At 75.3% G+C, this 13710-nt stretch carries 9 protein-coding genes and 1 tRNA gene; 3 read left to right on the top strand and 7 right to left on the bottom strand.

Going from position 1 to position 13710, the window contains the following annotated elements; translation table 11 throughout:
* The first annotated feature begins 30 nt into the window (after positions 1–30).
* Entirely contained in the window at positions 31–2673 is a 2643-nt protein-coding gene (locus tag FB476_RS01750; protein WP_141817258.1) for a transglycosylase domain-containing protein, read from the top strand.
* Positions 2674–2732: 59 nt separating this feature from the next.
* Here FB476_RS01750 and FB476_RS01745 read toward each other — a convergent pair whose 3' ends face one another.
* The gene (locus tag FB476_RS01745; RefSeq protein ID WP_141817257.1) at positions 2733–3200 is read right to left on the bottom strand and encodes a GatB/YqeY domain-containing protein; all 468 of its coding nucleotides are present in this window, start codon (positions 3198–3200) and stop codon (positions 2733–2735) included.
* Between the two features lie 72 nt (positions 3201–3272).
* Between FB476_RS01745 and FB476_RS01740 the strand changes: the two genes are divergently transcribed.
* On the top strand, positions 3273–4259 hold the full coding sequence (locus FB476_RS01740) for a metallophosphoesterase (protein ID WP_141817256.1): 987 nt from the start codon (positions 3273–3275) through the stop codon (positions 4257–4259).
* Between the two features lie 100 nt (positions 4260–4359).
* A tRNA-Pro gene (locus tag FB476_RS01735) sits at positions 4360–4436 on the top strand.
* Positions 4437–4561: 125 nt separating this feature from the next.
* Here the strand turns inward: FB476_RS01735 and FB476_RS01730 are convergent.
* From FB476_RS01730 to FB476_RS01700, 6 genes are all read right to left on the bottom strand, one after another.
* The gene (locus FB476_RS01730; RefSeq protein ID WP_238329506.1) at positions 4562–5254 is read right to left on the bottom strand and encodes a biliverdin-producing heme oxygenase; all 693 of its coding nucleotides are present in this window, start codon (positions 5252–5254) and stop codon (positions 4562–4564) included.
* 71 nt (positions 5255–5325) lie between these two features.
* Positions 5326–7119, bottom strand: a complete 1794-nt coding sequence (locus tag FB476_RS01725) for an alkaline phosphatase D family protein (protein ID WP_141817255.1) — start codon at positions 7117–7119, stop codon at positions 5326–5328.
* 26 nt (positions 7120–7145) lie between these two features.
* The gene (locus FB476_RS01720; RefSeq protein ID WP_141817254.1) at positions 7146–9395 is read right to left on the bottom strand and encodes a glycosyltransferase family 2 protein; all 2250 of its coding nucleotides are present in this window, start codon (positions 9393–9395) and stop codon (positions 7146–7148) included.
* The gene (locus FB476_RS01715; RefSeq protein ID WP_141817253.1) at positions 9392–10504 is read right to left on the bottom strand and encodes a glycosyltransferase family 1 protein; all 1113 of its coding nucleotides are present in this window, start codon (positions 10502–10504) and stop codon (positions 9392–9394) included. Before FB476_RS01715 ends, FB476_RS01720 begins: the two co-directional genes overlap by 4 nt.
* Entirely contained in the window at positions 10501–12411 is a 1911-nt protein-coding gene (locus tag FB476_RS17075) for a galactosyltransferase-related protein (protein ID WP_272949384.1), read from the bottom strand. Before FB476_RS17075 ends, FB476_RS01715 begins: the two co-directional genes overlap by 4 nt.
* Complete coding sequence (locus tag FB476_RS01700) at positions 12408–13601, bottom strand: glycosyltransferase family 4 protein (protein ID WP_141817252.1); 1194 nt, start codon at positions 13599–13601, stop codon at positions 12408–12410. Before FB476_RS01700 ends, FB476_RS17075 begins: the two co-directional genes overlap by 4 nt.
* Positions 13602–13710: the final 109 nt, after the last annotated feature.

Raw genomic sequence — 13710 nt, 5'->3', positions numbered from 1 at the left:
CTTTTCAGGCTCGTCCCGTACCGTTGTGCCATGCGTTCTGCTCTGACCGTCGCGCGGGTGACCTCGCTCCTCGGGGTGTTCCTCGCCGTCGCGATGCTGATGGGTGTCATCGCCGCCGGACTCGCCGCGCCCGTGATCGGCGCCGCCGGGCTCGCCGCGCGCGAGGGTGTCGGCATGTTCGAGCGCCTGCCCGGCGACCTCGACCAGAACCCCCTGGCGCAGCAGTCGCGCATCCTCACGGCCGACGGCGCCATCCTCGCCACACCGGCGAAGCAGAACCGCATCATCGTCGACAGCGACGAGATCTCCCCGCACATGAAGAACGCGCAGATCGCCATCGAGGACGAGCGCTTCTTCCAGCACGGCGGCCTCGACGTCGAGGCGCTGGCCCGTGCCGTGGTCTCCAACGCCACCAGCGACCGCACCCAGGGTGGCTCCACCCTGACCCAGCAGTACATCAAGATGGCGCTCGAGCAGGAGGCGGTCAAGGAGCGCGACGCCGAGGCCCTCAAGCAGCTGCGCGCCCGCGGCGGCATGGAGGGCTACATCCGCAAGCTGCGCGAGCTCAAGTACGCCGTCACCCTCGAGGAGCGCCTGACCAAGGACGAGATCCTCACCGGCTACCTCAACCTGGCCTTCTACGGCGACAACGTCTACGGCGTCGAGGCGGCCGCGCGGCACTACTTCAACGTCAAGGCCAAGGACCTCAACATCGCCCAGGCGGCGACCCTGGCCGGCATCGTCCGCGCCCCCTCCACGACCAACCCGGTCTACGACATCGAGACCTCCACGGCGCGGCGCAACACCGTGCTCAACAACATGCTCAACCAGGGCTACATCACCAAGGAGGAGTGGGCCGAGGCCACCGCGAGCCCGATCGAGCTGGAGCTGACCGACAGCCAGCGCTCCTGCATCAACTCGCGCAACCCCTACTTCTGCGACTACGTCACCGCGTGGCTGCTGCGCCAGCCGGCCCTCGGCGCGACGCAGGAGGAGCGCCTCGAGAACCTCACGACCGGCGGTCTGACGATCACCACGACGCTGGACAGCAAGATCAACAGCGAGCTGCGCAAGATCCTGCGCGAGACCACCCCGAAGAACAAGTACAACATCGGCTCGGCGGCCACGATCATCGAGCCGGGCACCGGCAAGGTGCTCGCCTTCCACCAGTCGAGCAAGTACACCTTCGACGAGTCGGGCGACAAGGTCACCACCACCTCGATCAACTGGAACGTCGACAGCGCCTACGGCGGCCCGGGCGGTATGGAGCTGGGCTCGGTCGCGAAGGCCTACACCGTCGTCGAGGCGCTGGAGAAGGGCGTGCCGATCGAGGCGACCCTGGAGATGCCGCCGCCGCAGCAGGCCGACGCCTCGGGGGTGTGGATCAACAACCCCGAGAGCCCGCAGTCCCCGACCGGCAGCGTCCACCCCGTGGCCGTCTTCAAGCCCGAGGACTTCCAGGAGGGCTGCACGATCGGTGAGGACTACTGGACGGTCCGCAACGCCTCCGACCTCAACCACGACCGGCAGATCACGCTGCGCAAGGCGACCGCGCTGTCGATCAACACCGCCTTCGCGACGCTGGCCTCCCAGGTCGGCACCTGCGACATCGTGGAGACGATGACGCGGCTGGGCATGCACGACAGCACCGGCGAGCAGTTCAGCCCCTTCCCGCCGGCCATCGTGCTCGGATCGGACTACGCCTCCCCGATGACGGTGGCGGCCTCCTACGCGACCTTCGCCTCCGGCGGCATCTACTGCCCGCCGGTCCCGGTCACCAAGATCGTCGACGGCAACGGCAACGAGATCCCGCTCGACCTGCCCGAGTGCGAGCGCGTCCTCGACGAGGAGATCGCCCTCGGCACCGTCGAGCTGCTCAAGGGCGTCGTCAGCCCGCAGGGCTCGGGCTTCCAGGCGATCCTCGCCGGCAACCGCCCCGCGGGCGGCAAGACCGGCACCAACAACAACTCGACCCACACCTGGTTCGCCGGCTTCACCAAGCAGCTGTCCGCCGCGGTCTTCGTCGGCGTGCCGACCGGTGCCTCCCCGGGCGCCGACCGCGAGAACCTCACGATCGGCGACACCTACATCGACGGTCCGCTCTTCGGCTCCTCGCTGGCGGCCCCGACGTGGAAGAAGATCATGGACATGGCCTCCGAGGGCCTGCCCGTCGAGGACTGGGAGAAGCCGTCGCAGGAGATCCTCAACGGCCGCCGCGTCACCATCCCGCCGGTCATCGGCCTCGACCAGGAGGCCGCGCGCGAGAAGCTGCGCGAGGCGGGTCTGACCGCGACGACCCAGGACGTCGCCTCCGGCTCGCCCGCGGGCACGGTCCTCTACACGACGCCGGGCGTGGGCAGCTCGATCCAGACCTCCCGCCAGGTGGTCCTGCACGTCTCGACCGGCCGCCCGGGCGTGGTCCAGCCCTCGCGCCCGTCCACCTCCGGCGGGACGACCTCGGCACCGCCCCCGTCCGCGCCGTCGACCCCCGACCCCGGCACCGACCCGCCGGGCGACGGCGGCGACACCGGTGGCGGTGGGAACGACGGCGGCCCCGGCAACGGCAACGGCGGTGGCCCCGGCAACGGCGGTGGCCCCGGCAACGGCGGTGGCCCCGGCAACGGTGGCGGCGGCGGCAACGACGGGTCACCCGGGGACGGCGAGGACTCCTAGGCGCACGAGAGAGGCGGCGCGGGCGCCGGCCCGCGCCGCCTCTCCGCGTCCTCGGGACGTCAGGCGCCGAGCGCCGCGCGCACCGCGGCGGCCACCCGGCCACCCTCGGCGCGCCCTGCGATCTTGGGCTGCAGCGCCTTCATGACCTGGCCCATGCCGGCCATCCCGGAGACCCCGAGCTCGGCGACGGTCTCCTGGGCGAGCCGGGTGAGCTCGGCGTCGTCCAGCTGCGCCGGCAGGTAGCCCTCGAGCACCGCCAGCTCGGCCTCCTCCTGCGCCGCCAGCTCGGGGCGCCCCGCCCCGGTGTAGGCCTCGGCGGCCTCGCGGCGCTTCTTGGCCTCCTTGGCGACCACGCGCAGCACCTCCTCCTCGGAGAGGGTGCGCTGCTCCTTGCCCGCGACCTCCTCGTTGGTGACGGCGGTCAGGGCCATCCGCAGCGTGCCGGCCCGCACCTTGTCCTGGGCGCGCATGGCCTCGGTGAGGTCGCGCTGCAGGGTCGCCTTGAGTCCGGTCTGCTCTGTCGTCATGGCAGCCAGTCTCTCACCCGCGGGCTCGGGCGGGCACCGCCTTTCCCGGGACCACCTGCGAGGATCGGGGGCATGACTCGACCGGTATGGGGTGTGCTCGGAACCGGCGCGGCGCTCGCCGCGGGAGCGGCCGCCTACGCCACCTGGGTGGAGCCGCGGTGGTTCGCGCTGCGCCGGGTCGAGGTGCCCTGCCTGCCCCCGGGGGCCTCCCCGCTGCGGGTGCTGCACCTGTCCGACCTGCACCTCGTGCCGCGCCAGCACCGCAAGCGGGAGTGGGTCGCCGGCCTGGCCGCGCTGCACCCCGACCTCGTCGTCACCACCGGCGACAACATCGCCGCCCGCGACGCGGTCCCGGCGCTGCTGGAGGCCTACGGCGAGCTGCTCGACGTCCCGGGCGCCTTCGTCCTGGGCAGCAACGACTACTTCCCGCCCCGGGCCAAGAACCCCCTGCGCTACCTCGACGACAGCCACGTCAAGGCCGAGCGGACCACCAGGCCCGAGCCCGGCCAGCACGGCCCGGGGCCGGCCGATCCCCGGGACCCGCACCGGTTGCCGACCGAGGACCTCGTGGCCGGGCTGGGCCGGGGCGGCTGGCTCGACCTGACCAACGCCCGCGGGCGCCTCGACGTGGGCGGCCTGCGCCTGGAGCTCGTCGGCGTGGACGACCCACACCTGCGCTACGACGACTACGCCTCCGTGGCGGGCCCGGCCGCCCCCGACGCCGACCTCACCGTCGGGGTCACCCACGCGCCCTACCAGCGGGTGCTCGACGCGATGGCGTCCGACGGGGCGCAGCTGCTGATCGCGGGGCACACGCACGGCGGGCAGCTGCAGGTGCCCTTCGTCGGCGCCCTGGTCACCAACTGCGACCTCGACACGTCACGGGCGTCGGGCCTGTCCCGCTGGTGGCCCGGGGCCGGCAGCACCCCTTCCTCAGCCGCTCCCCCGGACGCCGCCTGGCTGCACGTCTCCGCCGGTCTGGGTGGCAATCCCTACACGCCGTTCCGCTTCTGCTGCCGGCCCGAGGCGACCCTGCTGACCCTGCTCCCGGCAGGCTGAACGGGCCGCGTCCGCGACGACCCGGGCGGGATTCGGCGCAGCCGACGGTGTGCGTTATCCTTGTCGACGCTGCCCGCCGGAGACGACGGGGAGCGAGCCACGGGGTGTGGCGCAGCTTGGTAGCGCGCTTCGTTCGGGACGAAGAGGTCGCAGGTTCAAATCCTGTCACCCCGACCACGAGACCGGCCCGGCCTGCGAGAGCAGGCCGGGCCGGTCTTCTTGTGCCGGGCACCCGGTGCGAGTGCCCCAGACAGATCGCTCGCCGGTCGTCCGGCCCGACGTCGGTGGTGCACTTGCAGCACTCAGCCTGTGGCCGAGAACCGACGTCCGAGATCGGCGAAGACCGCGGCGTTGTGCCGGAAGGCCACGCGCGCCTCCTCGACGACACGCTCCCGCTCCCCCGTCGACAGGGGGAGGATGTCGAGGGCGTGGCGGTAGGCGTCCTTGTAGGGCTTCGGCTTCGGGATCGCCCGGAAGTCGTAGAAGCGCAGGCCGTCCTCGCCCGGCACCAGGCCGTAGGTGCGGGCCAGGATGCGGCCCAGCGCGAGGCCGCCCGACAGGTCGCCGAGGTAGCGCGTGTAGTGGTGCGCCACGAAGCCGCCGGGCCAGGACGCGCAGCCGCGGATCCGGTCGGCGTAGGCGTGCGCGGCCGCGCTGGGAGCGATACCCCCACGGAAGTCGGGGCCCACCAGCACGGCGAGGTCGGCCTCCAGGGCGGGCAGCCGCTCCAGCGCGGGGTCGAGGAAAGCCGCCACGACCGGGTCGGCGGCGAGCCGGGCCGCCGTCTCCTCCAGGGCCCCGTAGATCACCCAGTGCTCGGCGGCGAGCGCGGCATACCCCTCCAGGGCGACCTGCCCGTCGAGCATCCGGGCCATGAAGTCGGAGGTCTCGGCCTCCTCGTGCACCTGGCGGGTGCCGGTGCGGATGGCCTCGGAGAACGGGACGGAGCCCGCCGCGGCGTCGTCGCGCCAGGTCTCCAGGGCAGAGTCCGTCACGGGGATGCTCCTCGGGGGACAGGGGCGGTCGGGGGGTCCAGCACGGAAGGTACCAGCGGCCGGCACGTCTCCTACCGCAGCGACCGCCGGGCGACCAGCCGTTCGCGAAGTCGCCGCAGGCGGCCGCGCATGCCACCCACCACCCCGGGGTGGACCCGCGCCACGGCGTCGTGGTGCTCCGACCCGACCGGCGGGACGTCGAGCTCGAGGTCGGCGACGACGGCCAGCCGGGGGCGGTCGTGCTCGCCACCGAGCACCTTCCCGCCCACCCAGGCGGCGCGCAGGTCGGTGCCGTCGAGCTCGAGCAGGGCGAGGTTGTTGTCGAACCACGGGCCCGCGACGCCGTGCCAGTCCCACCGCGGGTCCGGCACCCGCGCCGACCGGGCGAGGAGGGTCCCCAATGGCCGGGCGCCGTGCGAGAGCCCCGCGACGATGGCGCGCGCCGCCCGGGGCAGGGGGTTGCGGATGGGTGAGCAGACCAGCTGCAGGATGCGGGAGCCGGTCCTCCGCTCGACCTCCGTGACGTAGGAGTGGTGCACGTCCCCGGACAGGAAGAGGACCGACGAGGGGGCGGCGCCCCGCCGGCCATCGGCCACCTCGTCGACCATCTCCGCGACCCGGTCGAAGGAGGCGGCGAAGGCGCCCCAGTGCTCGAGGTCCAGCTCCTGCCGCAGCCGCTCCCCCACCCCGGTGAGGCGGTGCCCCCACCCGCCGTTGACGAGGGCCTCGTTCCAGGACTCCAGGTGGTGCAGGCCGCGGGGCAGCAGGAAGGGCAGCGAGGTGCCCACGAGCAGGTGGTCGACGTCGCCGACCAGCTGCTCGTCCACCCAGCGCGTCTCGCGCTCGTCGAGCATCGCGCGGTCCCCCGGGTCGAGGCGGCGCGAGGCCCGCGAGTCGACGACGACGAGCCGGTTGCGGCCGAGGCGGTGGGTGTAGCTCCACCGGTAGCTCAGCGGCTCGGCGTCGGTGCGCTCGGCGAAGGCGTCGACGGCGTCGGTCAGGTCGACCTCGGCCTCCCCGGCCCCCTCCTGGCGGCGGCGCAGCTCGACCCACAGCGGGTCCTCGGCCCGCGCTGCGGGCGAGAGGTTGCCCAGGTGCTGGTAGACCCAGTAGGAGCCCAGCCCGGCGACGATGCGGCCGTGCCACCAGCTGGTGGCCTCCATCTCCTCGCGCCACTGCTGCGAGGTGTTCCAGTCGTCCCGCACGTCGTGGTCGTCGAAGATCATCAGCGAGGGCAGCCAGGAGAGGAGCCAGCGCAGCGCGGGCTCGCTCCACGCGAGGCGGTAGAGGTGGGCGTACTCCTCGTAGTCAGCCAGCTCCGGCCCGGGCTCCTCGTCGAGATCCCGCCGCGCCGCGATGAACTCGCGCATCGCGGCGCTGGTGGAGTCGGCGTACACCTGGTCGCCCAGCAGCAGGAGCAGCTGGGGCGGGGTCCCGAGCGGGCCGGGGTCGCCGTCGGCGAGCGCCAGGGCGTAGGAGCGCAGCGCGTCGACGCCGTGGCTGAGGTGGTGGACCGCGTCGTGCGGCACGCTCGTGCGGCACGAGCCGAACGCCAGCCGCACGGCGCCGTCCTCGGGCAGGGTCGTCAGCGTGCTCGCGGGCAGGTCGGTGCCAGCCGGCGGCCAGACCACCTCGCCGTCGACCAGCACCTGGTATGCCGTGCGCGTGCCAGGATCGAGGCCGTCCACCTCGACGAGCGCGTAGTGGTGGCCGTGCACGGCGAAGGTGCGGGCCCGCCAGACCCGGTCGGGCTGCTCGATCAGGCGCACCGCGACCTTTCCCGCCCGCCCGGTCTCCACCCAGACCGCCGCCGAGGTCGCGTCGACGTGCCGCAGCAGCGGGCCGAGCACCAGGTCCTCCGCCATGTCCCCAGTCTGCCCCGTGGTCGCGCTCAGGGGTGGCCCTGCCGCCACCGCTCGACGACGACGTCGACGGCCACGGGCTCGAGGTCGTCCGGCGGGAGGAAGGCCGGCTCCGGGAGACGCCCCGCGAGCCGCGCGGCGCCGGCCGACCTCGTCAGGGTGACCTGCACGGCCGTGGGCCCGGACGTCAGGGCGTCACCCGACCCCGACACGTCGGCCGCCCACGCCTCCCAGGTCAGGCGGTCCACGGAGACCGGCTCCAGCACCTCCACCAGGGCACGCGCCCTGCCCAGCACGCGCAACGGCGGCCGACCGGCGCGCACCCGCGGGTCCGCCGGGACGTCGGCGGCGCCGACCACCCACAGCCCGACGTCGCCATGCCGCAGCAGCGACTCGGTGACGACGGCGACCTGCGCGGAGCTCCAGCCGCGGGCGTGCAGCACCGCGACCACGTCGGGCTGCTCGTGCGTCCAGCCGCGGCCGCGCACCAGCGGGTGCGGCAGGAGCGGGGCGAGGCGCGCCGTCTCGGCGTTCTTGACCTCGGCCAGGACCGCCGGGTCGTCGGAGCGACCGTCGAGGTCGGCACCGTCGTGCCAGGCCACGGCCCCGGGCACGTGCCGCAGGCCGACGCCCGCGAGCCACGCCCGCCACGCCAGGTCCCAGTCCTCGCCGCCGTAGCCCACGAGCGACTCGTCGAAGCCGCCCGTCGCCTCCCAGACGGACCGTGAGGCCGCGGCCACCGCGGAGATGACGAAGCGGAAGGAGGTGTCGTCGGCGGCGCGCAGGTCGGAGGTCTCGGCATACCCCTGGGCGAGCCACTCCGGCTCGGGCAGCGGCACGGGCGGCGGCCACGTCGTGCCTCCGTCGCGCAGGAGCTCACGCAGGTCGGCGTGCCGACGGCGGCCCACCGCCAGGACCGGCTCGGCGAGACAGGCCTGCTGCATCGCGGCGAGGTAGCCGTCGTCGGGCACGGTGTCGCCGTCGAGGAAGACCAGCACCCGACCGCGCGCGGCCCGGGCACCGAGGTTGCGCGCGGCGCCCGCCCGGAAGCCGCGGTCCTCCTGGCGCACCACCCGGACGGGCAGGGGACCCGCACCCCGGACGTCCGGAGGCTCCGGCGAGCCGTCGTCGGCGACCACGACCTCGACGCCGCCGGCCACCCCCGTCTGGGCGGCGACCCGGCGCAGGAGGAGGTCGAGCAGCTCCTGGTCGCGATACCAGGGCACGACGACCGACACCGCCGGCCCGCGCGCCACCTCGCCCAGCCGGGTCCCGGCCTCGGCGGCCGAGGGCGACAGCCGGACCGAGTCGTCGAGCCAGGTCGAGGAGGGGTCGGCGAGGGCGTCGGCGACCGCGGCGGCGAGCTCGTCGGGCCGGACGAGGGTGAGCGCGCCGGGCATCCGCTCCGCCAGCTCGGCGGAGTAGCGCGAGCGCAGCACGACAGGCCGTCGACCTGCCCCGAGCCAGGTCGCGATCGAGCCGGAGGCGGACAGGTGCTGGTGGGCCGCGACGGGGACGGTGGCCGCCGCGAGCGCCGCCGGCAGGTCGGCGTCGTCCACCCACCCGCTCGTGGTCCACGTGGTGCCCGCGGCCGTGGCCCGACGGGCGAGCTCGTCGACCAGGTCGTCGTGGCCGGCGGAGGCGCGGCCGAGGTTGGAGGCGGCCACCGACCGACCTGCCAGTCGCGGGTCGCGGGAGGCGGCCGCCGTCGCGTCGACGGTCTCCTCGAGCCCCTTGCCCGGATAGATGTGGCCCAGGGTCACGACGGTGGCGGGTGCGGACGGGTCCTCCGGAGGACGCGGGGCCGCGCCGGGGTCCCGTTCCACGGGCAGGGCTATGACGTGCGTCCGCGCCAGCACGGCCTCCGCGGCCCCGGGGCGGGCGGCCCGCAGCGCGACCGTCAGCAGGAGCAGCTCGTGACGACTGGCGACGACGACGTCGTCCGACGTGGCGGCCAGCGTGGCGTAGAGCCGGGTCCGGGCCTCGCGCCAGCGCCCGTCGGAGGCCTGCGGCAGGTCGTGCAGCACCGCGGTGACCCGGGCGGCGGCGCGGGTGACCCGCAGCCACACCTCGACGGCGGCCCCCGGGTCGTCGGCGAGGAGCCGGTCCGTGACCTGCACCGCGACCGTCCGGCCGGCGAGCGCGTCCGGGTCGAGCTCGTCGAGCCGCTCGACGCGGAGGAGCTCGGCGTCGTCCAGGTGCGGGTGGACGAGCACCCCGTGCCGCGCGACGCCGTGCACGTCCGGCCCGGGGACGACGTGCAGGAGCGGTGCGGTCACGCCACCCGTCCGTCGCGGTCGGCGTCGACGCGCGCCCCGGCGACGACAGCGGCATACACCTCGGCGTGGCGGGCGGCGACGAGGTCGCGCTCGCGCTCCCGCTCCTCCCGGGTGACCGATGGCGCGGGCCGGCGAGCCGCCTTCCGGAGCAGCTGGACGAGGTGGTCGACCGGCGCGTCCCGGTCGGCCGGGCCCCAGGTCAGGACGCCCGCCTGCTCGCGCAGGTGGCCGACCTCGGGGGCGAGCACCCAGGTGCCGAGGTCGCGGCAGGCCTCGGCCCAGCCCGAGTGGGTGCCCCAGGCGTAGGCCAGGACCGAGGCGTCCAGGTCGCCGAGATAGGCCCAGAGGGCGTCGTCGTCGAGCCGAGGCGCGAGGACGACCTCCACCCCGGGGGGCGGGTCCTCGCGGAGCGACTCCAGCACGGCCGCCAGCTCGGGGTCGTGCCGCGGGGCGGTGGGGTCGAGCACCTCGGGGTGGCCGCGCACCTCCAGGGAGACGCCGTCCGCGAGGTCGGCCGTGCGGACGGCCTCGACGAGCGCGGGCAGCACCCGCATCGGGGTGATGTTGGGACGCAGGCTCTTGAGGTGCAGCCCCACGCGCAGGCCCTCCCGGTGCCTGCCGGCCCGCCCGACCAGCTCCAGGGGGACGACGTGCGGGTGCGGGACGACGACCGGTCTCCGGCCGTAGGTGCGCGCGACCTCGTCGGCGGCCCCGTGCGTGAGGGTGAGCAACGCCGCGGCACGCTCGACGAGGAGGGCCAGCTGGGCGGCGTGCGGGGTCTGGTCGAGCAGGTGGGGGTTGACCAGGTCGTGGACGGTGTGGACGAGCGGCAGCCCGACCTCGTCGAGGGTGTCGAGCCACTCCTCGAGCTCGGCAGGGGTGCGGCCCTCCAGCCCGAAGTGGGTGTGGACGACGTCCTGCTCGCCGGCGTGCTCGCGGACCCAGGCGGGCTCGAGGCCGGGATGGGGCCACCACTGCCCGGGCGGGGCGCCGGGCACCGGCGGGTCGGGCAGCACCTCGAACGCCGGTGCGCCCGCGACGGGTCGGAGGCTGTCGACGTAGGCGTGGGTCGCGGGCACCATGCGGACCCGCGGCGGGCGGGTGCTCATGCCAGCACCCGCCAGCGACCGGTCTCGTCCGGTGCGGCCAGACCACGCTCCTCGAAGGCCTCCAGCCAGCCCTCCATCGGCCACCAGCCCCAGCGGTCGGCGAAGACGCCGGCGTTGCGCACGACGGCCTCGAGGTGGTGCACCGGAGGCCCACCACCCTCGTGATGCTGGTGGTAGGCGGTGGCGCCGCCGACCCAGGTCAGGATGCCGCCCCGGGCGCCGACGACCTGGGCGAAGTCGGTGTCCTCGCCGCCGTAGCCGACGTACTCCTCGCAGAAGCCCCCGCACGCGGCGAAGTCGTCGGCGGTGAGGGCGAAGCTGAGCGACCAGAACTGCCGCAGGTCGGGCTCGCGCAGCCGGCGGCCCGGCGGCAGCAGCACACGGTCGGAGCGGTGCCGACCGGCCTGCGGCAGCTGGTCCAGGCAGGTGACCCAGCCGTCCCGACCCTCGGGCACCGGAGGCAGGTAGGCGACGTCGCCGCAGAGCACGGCCGGGTGCGGAGCCCGGCGGGTGGCGGGCGAGGCCAGCTCGCGGGCGTAGGTCGCGACGGTCCCCGGGCCGGGTATGCAGTCCACGTCGAGGAAGATCAGGGCGCCGCCCCCACGGTCGCGGGCCGTCCGGGCGGCGAGGTTGCGGGCCCGGGCCAGGGGCAGCCCGTCCGCGTCGACCGGCACCTCGACCACCGACAGCTCGGGTCGCGGCCCGTCGGCAGCGGCCCAGGCGGCCTCGGCGACCGCACGGACGTCGGGATCGCCCATGGCGACGACGACGTGCAGGTCGGGGCGCCGCTCCCCCGCGGCGAGGCCGGCGATCTGGCCGCGCAGGTGGTCGTGGCGCCCGTGGGCCAGGGTGAGGACCGCGACCGGGCCGTCCGTCGCCCCGACGGGGGCGGGTGCCAGCCGTTCGGCGAGCTCGTCGAGGTGGGCGGCGGCCCGGCGCGCTCCGTCGGCGCCCCAGCGGGACCAGCCCTCGCCGCCGAGCTCGGTCGCCCGCTGCAGCAGGTCGGCCCACCGGTGGGCCGGCGGCCAACCCTCGGCGGTCACCGCGACGCTCAGGCGCTCCAGCGCCCGGACCGTGGCGGCCTGCTCGTCGTGCGGGCGGGGCTGGGCGAGGACGACGGCGGCCCGGCGGGCGAACGCGACGTCGGCGACGGCGTTCTGCCCGGCGTGGCACACGACCACGTCGGCCGCGGCGAGGTCGGCGGGCAGGTCGGCGCTGCGCGGGGACCCGCCGCCCCGGACGCTCCAGGTCCAGCCCGGGGTGGCCTCGCGGGCGGCCCGCAGCGCACCGGGGTCCAGGTCGGCGCCACCGCTGCCCCAGAGGACGAGGACGCGACGGTCGCCGTCGGCGGGGGCCCTGTCCTCGTCGCGGCCCGGCACCGGCCGGTCGGCGAGCGCGCTGATCCCACCGACGTGCCAGGTCTTGTCGAGCCAGGACTGAGGCCAGCCGGCGTCGGGGTGCGCGTCGGCGGGCCACGGTGCGAGGAGCGCCTCGGCCAGGTCGTAGGCCGTGCGGTGGGCGCGGTCGAGCCGGTCCCCGGGCATGGCCCCCACGACGACGGGCACGCCGCACAACCGGGCCAGCAGGCTGATCTCGACCGAGACGTCGACCACGAGGAGGGCGGGGCGCTCCTCGGCGAGCCACTGGACCAGCTGACGGTGGCGCTCGAGCAGGCCGGGGTGGTGGCGGGGCACCCAGTGCAGCGTGCCGCCGGCGGTCGCGTCCGCGGCGACGGGGTCGATCACGGGCGGGCGGTCGTCGGGCGACAGGCTCACCCAGGGTCCCGGCCAGCCGACCGGAGCCGGGCCGGGGCCGAGGCCGGTGACCTCCGAGCGCAGCGCGCGGGCCACGGAGGTGCCCCGGCGCCGGTGGCCCTCCCCGTGCCCGTGCAGGTAGTAGCCGATCACGGGGCGGACCGCCCGAGGTCGACCTCCGGCACCGCGGACGCGGCCAGCGCGGCCCCGGCCATCGGGGACGCCACGCGTCGCCGGTCCGACCGACGCCGCCGGGGTGCCGGCGCACCCTGGGTGATCCTGTCGTACAGCCGCAGGTAGTCGTCCACCATCCGGTCCGTCGAGAGCTGGTCCTCGGCGCGGGCGCGGCAGGCCGCGCGGGAGAGCTCGAGCACCTCGGGGAGCGCGGCAACGGCGCGCGCCACGACCTCGTCCTCGGTGCCGGTCGGGTCGACCAGGCGGCCGGCGTCGGGGCCGACGACCTCGGCCAGACCACCCCGCCGCAGACCCAGGACCGGCGTCCCGCAGGCCAGGGCCTCGGCGGCGACCAGGCCGAAGGGCTCGTCCCAGACCGGCGTCACGAGCGCGGCGGAGCTGCGGCCGACGAGGTCGGCGAGCTCGGCGTCGGACAGGTGCCCGGCGTAGGTGATCGAGTCGTCCAGGAGGGGGCGGAGCACCTCGCACTCGTAGGCCGCGTCCGACACGGGCCCGGCGAGCACGAGCGGCATACCCGCGGCCCTGGCGATGCGGACCGCGAGGTGGGGAGCCTTCTCGGGGACGATGCGCCCGGACCAGACCAGGGGGCCACCACCCGGGCCGGGTCGCCAGACGGAGGTGTCCACCCCGTTGCGCACGACGGTCGCGTCGACGACGTGGCGCCAGGCGGCGGCGGTGTGGCCGCTGACCGCCGCCGCGTGCAGCGGGGCGCCGCCGTCGGCCGCCCGGGCGATGCGGATCGCGGACTCCAGCCAGGGGGTCGGCGGGGTGTGGAGCGTGAGGAGGGTCGGGACCTTCAGCGTGGGGGCCATCGCGGCGGGCAGGTGGTGCAGCGCGTGGCTGTGGACCAGGTCGATGTCGTCGCGGCGGGCCAGGTCGAGCATGACGCGCAGGTAGGCGTGGTGGCGGCGCAGCCAGCCCTCCTCCGGCATCGAGACGTCGGTGCGGGCGGTGTCGGACAGCGGCAGCTCGTCCGGCCACAGGTGCTCCACCCCGGGTATGACGTCGCTGCCGCGGGCGGCGAAGACCGTGACCTTGTGCCCCCGGGCGCTCAGCCCGCGGGCGAGGTGCCAGCTGACCGACTCCAGGCCGCCGGCGAAGGGCTGCCGGACGGGAAAGCGCGTGTGCGCGACGACGAAGACATGCACGACGAACCTCCGGAGGGCGTGGTTGGGGAATGGTCCGGGAGCCCTGCACGGCGGGGGGACCGACTCCTTCGGATGCTAGGGCTGCGGGTGCGGCCCCGCTCGTCGGACC

The sequence above is a fragment of the Ornithinimicrobium humiphilum genome, assembly GCF_006716885.1.
GTDB classification, from domain to species: domain Bacteria; phylum Actinomycetota; class Actinomycetes; order Actinomycetales; family Dermatophilaceae; genus Ornithinicoccus; species Ornithinicoccus humiphilus.
This window is presented reverse-complemented; position numbering and strand designations above follow the sequence as displayed.

Coding starts and splice junctions, on each gene's coding strand:
- FB476_RS01745 (WP_141817257.1), bottom strand. CDS start 3,200: ATGACGACAGAGCAGACCGGACTCAAGGCGACCCTGCAGCGCGACCTC.
- FB476_RS01740 (WP_141817256.1), top strand. CDS start 3,273: ATGACTCGACCGGTATGGGGTGTGCTCGGAACCGGCGCGGCGCTCGCC.
- FB476_RS01750 (WP_141817258.1), top strand. CDS start 31: ATGCGTTCTGCTCTGACCGTCGCGCGGGTGACCTCGCTCCTCGGGGTG.
- FB476_RS01715 (WP_141817253.1), bottom strand. CDS start 10,504: ATGAGCACCCGCCCGCCGCGGGTCCGCATGGTGCCCGCGACCCACGCC.
- FB476_RS01725 (WP_141817255.1), bottom strand. CDS start 7,119: ATGGCGGAGGACCTGGTGCTCGGCCCGCTGCTGCGGCACGTCGACGCG.